A 3709-nucleotide genomic window follows, 5' to 3' on the forward strand; every position below is an offset into this window, starting at 1 on the left:
TCATTTCGCGCAACGATTTGACACCCCGTATCATACCAAGAGGGCTCTTTTTTGTTCAAGTCCCCGAAAATCCTTCTAACAGGAATGCTCCCTTTAATACAGACTACCACAAGTATCCAATTTCATGTTTAACTATCCTGCCCCGTTAACACAAGAAGCAACTGCCCCTATTGGACAATCGCTACCCGTTAGTTGAAGAATAATCCTTCACAATCCGTCTTGAAAATAAGTGAGGTAACTTCCAATTAGACATCCAACCCCAATTAATAAATAAATTGTTTTTGAAAACCAATATGGTAATTTGCCTGTCCAACTCGTTATAAAGTCGAGAATTATAGAACCACTCAAACCAAAACCTTCTTCTTTGTGAATATTTTTATCATGTCTAACGCCCAAAGTAATAAATCCTACACCGAAAATTAATAATAAAATACTTTCCATTTAATATTCCTTTCTATGTTACATCCAGATTCCAATCAGTTCTTAAACTAAACTGCCAGTTCGAAGTTCAAACTTTTTCAATTCCATTTCCAGTAACAATAAAATGAGGATTATTTTCTTTTCGATTAAAGAATCTCCAATGTTCACTATGTTCATCGTCCTCGGAGCTATCTGGAAATACTTCTAACTTGTAACCACCAGATAAGGTGACATTTAATCCACCAACTTCATCAGAATCAATTTGTAATACAATTAATTGTTCCTTGTCTTTTTGAAAAGTATTAATACGTTCATCGAATCTGTTGTTACCTTGAATATCCCAATCGAAATCCTCATTTTTTTCATCACATTGCGAGTTTGGAGAATAGAAATCCCTTGAAGCAACAACAATTTTGTTTCCAAAAGTAATTCTCCACGAACATTGGACATGTAAAGCGTATTCTGCCGTTTCCTCGGTTCTATCTCTTCGGGTTATTTGAACTATATCCCCAAACCCAAGCCAAAAGAGGTTTGATGCCCGTCCTGCATACTGAAATTTTAAGCCCAATAGCTTTCCTAATTGAGATTTAATTTCTTCTCTCATATTCGACCCCTCTAACACAGAAATTTTGACTATACATTAACATTCTATATTTACCATCTTTCGCTTATAAACTAACCTGCTCCGTTAGTAAAAAAGCGTTCCTGATTATTACAGAAACGCACCGTTACTTAAAGAGTATTGAAGCAATTATAACTCCTATTATGATTACAAGGATTAGTATCCCTGTGCCTTTCCAACCTAAACTGCCTACTAAATCTGCAAGACCACCACTGTTTGCTCTATAAAGAGCATCATTCATACTACCCGTTGGATTTCTTTTCAATTCCTCTTGTCTTAGTCTTTCTCTTTTTTGTTCAGGAGTTTCATTAACCTTCATCATTGTTGAACATTCTGCCACTTTACTTGAATAAGCTAAAAGGTGATCCTACGTTCTTGAAGCATCTTACCTAGTAGTTCAAATGTATTTTTCACATTTTCATAATTATATTTTTATAGGGATGGTTTATTTTTTAACGCCAAACTGAGAATTACATATACCCAGAAAGAGGCTGGAGAAGTAAAGAAAAAAATCAGTCTTACGATAAAAGAAGATATACCAAAAAACTCAGCTATTCCTCCGCATACTCCAAATAACGCTTTGTCACTTGATGATTTTGTTAGTCTTTGCATTTTCATCCCCACCTTTATGGCTTTATTTTACAGTAACTATCAAAACTCCTTAATCAGGGAATTCAGAATAATAATTAAGAAAACGGCAAAAGCAACAATAATAGTCTCTTTTTTGCCAGTCGTTTTTTCTTCTCTATTTTCTCGCTTTATTTTTCTGTATTTTTCCTGTATCCTTTTTTGCATTTATTGCTTTTCTTCTGTTTTCTGTAATTGTCAACTCAAAAATGGCTCTTACGAGGTTTTGGTGAATGACCTTGATAAATCCTTTCGTGATATAATTATTATAGAAACGGAAGGAGGAATCAATCATGCATGAAATCCTTCAACCACTAGATCAACATTTGAAACTATTAAATTTAAATCAAGATGCTAATGGTCTAACGTTTGTTTTTAAACTAGAAACCAAGTCTGCTTCTTGCCCTAATTGTGGTAACCTTTCCCAGCGCCCTCATTGTTCCTATGTTCGAGTTGTCCGTGATATCCCTATCCAAGACAAAGAGGTCACAATGATTATCCACTTGCATAAATGGTTTTGTGATAATGTTGATTGTTCCACAAAAATTTTTACTGAACGATTGACGTGGCTAAGTCCTTACCGTAGAAAAACCAATCGAATGGAAGAAACTCTTCGAACTCTGGCGTTTTCCATGAGCTGTTTACAAGCTGAAAAAGTATGCCGTAGTTTGCATATGCCAACTAGTCACGATACACTCTTAAATTTAATCAAAAAAACAGACATTCAATCTGATTATAAGGATTCACCCTTTTGTAGCCATTGATGACTTTGCCTTTCGGAAAGGCTGCTATTATGGCACGTTATTTTGTGATTTAACTACAGGGCAACCCATTGATTTGCTTCCCTCACGAAAACAAGAAGATGTTACAAAGTGGATTCAAGACCACTCGACCATTAAACTGATCACGCGAGATGGTTCTGGCACCTATCGAAAAGCTATTGAATGTGTAGAACGCCCTATCATGCAAATAATGGATCGTTTCCATTTGCTTCAAAACCTGCATAAGTATATGTTGGAAGCTTTACAACGATTACTACCTCAGCGTTGGGATAAAATAACTCGAGAAACAGAAGTTGCTTCAACACCAATAGATGATAACCAACCAGAACTCCCCAAACTAAATCCCAAGAGACAGCAAAAGTGGCTGTTGATACAAGAAATCCAAAAGGAATATAATGAGGGTATCCCAATACGAATACTTACTCGTAAATATAAACTAGATCGTAGAACGGTTTCTAAGTATATTAATTTTGAGTCTTTCCCCATTCAGAAAAAGAAGCCTAGACCCTCGATGCTGAACCCATTTTTAGAAGCCGTATATGAAATGGTAAAAGATCATTTCACTTCACGTCTAATCTATGAACATATAAAAAAGCAAGGGTTTAAGGGTGGATTTGATTCTGTAAGGGTAAAAGTAGCAGCTATTCGAAAAGAACTCTTAAAGGATTTTGTTAAAGTAAAGCCACTAGAAAAATCCTATGATCGGCAATCAACTATACCGCTTTATTGGAAGTTGAATCAACAGCTACCAGAAGAAGAACGACATAAACTTAATTATGCATTAATGAAATTTCCTGAAACTCAAGAGATATACGCATTTGTCCAATACTTTCGTGAATGTGTAAATAATTATGACTCCTTAAATATTCAAAAGCTAATTTCATCCACGAAAAAGAATACCGTTCCTGAAATCAAAAGGTTCCTAAATTATTTAAAAAAAGAGCTTCAAGCGATCCTATTATCGATTCATTACAAATACAGCAATGGAGTGATAGAAGGACAGATTAATAGATTAAAAACAATAAAGCGAATGCTTTATGGCCGCGCTAGTTTTACATTATTGAGAAACCGAGTATTATATCGCTGGAAATAATTATTTTTAAAAAATAATATCAAGTACATATACATAAATCTCTATTCATTCACCAGATTTGCGTAAGAGCCTCAAAAATCCCCCACTTGTGCATTTAAAATTCCCCCACCTAATTTTTCCAATTAGGCAGGGGAAGCATCTTTAAATTAGAAGGTTAGAATCCCT

At 35.0% G+C, this 3709-nt stretch carries 6 protein-coding genes; 2 read left to right on the plus strand and 4 right to left on the minus strand.

Annotated features, from left to right (window positions below):
* Positions 1–207: 207 nt before the first annotated feature.
* From HNR53_RS22980 to HNR53_RS22995, 4 genes are all read right to left on the minus strand, one after another.
* Positions 208–441: a nucleotide-sugar transporter family protein gene (locus HNR53_RS22980; protein ID WP_184530505.1), complete on the minus strand. Its 234-nt coding sequence runs from the start codon at positions 439–441 to the stop codon at positions 208–210.
* A 67-nt stretch (positions 442–508) separates the two neighbouring features.
* Positions 509–1024, minus strand: coding sequence for a hypothetical protein (locus HNR53_RS22985; RefSeq protein ID WP_184530507.1), 516 nt, complete (start codon positions 1022–1024; stop codon positions 509–511).
* 124 nt (positions 1025–1148) lie between these two features.
* Complete coding sequence (locus HNR53_RS22990; protein ID WP_377802159.1) at positions 1149–1361, minus strand: DUF6366 family protein; 213 nt, start codon at positions 1359–1361, stop codon at positions 1149–1151.
* A gap of 113 nt (positions 1362–1474) precedes the next feature.
* Positions 1475–1654, minus strand: coding sequence for a PspC domain-containing protein (locus HNR53_RS22995; RefSeq protein WP_184530511.1), 180 nt, complete (start codon positions 1652–1654; stop codon positions 1475–1477).
* 308 nt (positions 1655–1962) lie between these two features.
* Here HNR53_RS22995 and HNR53_RS23000 point away from each other — a divergent pair, with 308 nt between their 5' ends.
* Both HNR53_RS23000 and HNR53_RS23005 read left to right on the plus strand, forming a co-directional pair.
* Positions 1963–2433, plus strand: coding sequence for a transposase family protein (locus tag HNR53_RS23000; protein WP_184530513.1), 471 nt, complete (start codon positions 1963–1965; stop codon positions 2431–2433).
* On the plus strand, positions 2429–3544 hold the full coding sequence (locus HNR53_RS23005; RefSeq protein ID WP_343065383.1) for a transposase: 1116 nt from the start codon (positions 2429–2431) through the stop codon (positions 3542–3544). The genes HNR53_RS23000 and HNR53_RS23005 overlap by 5 nt, the downstream gene beginning before the upstream one ends.
* Positions 3545–3709 lie beyond the last annotated feature (165 nt).

It is taken from the genome of Bacillus benzoevorans (assembly GCF_014207535.1).
Lineage (GTDB): Bacteria > Bacillota > Bacilli > Bacillales > Cytobacillaceae > Bacillus_BD > Bacillus_BD benzoevorans.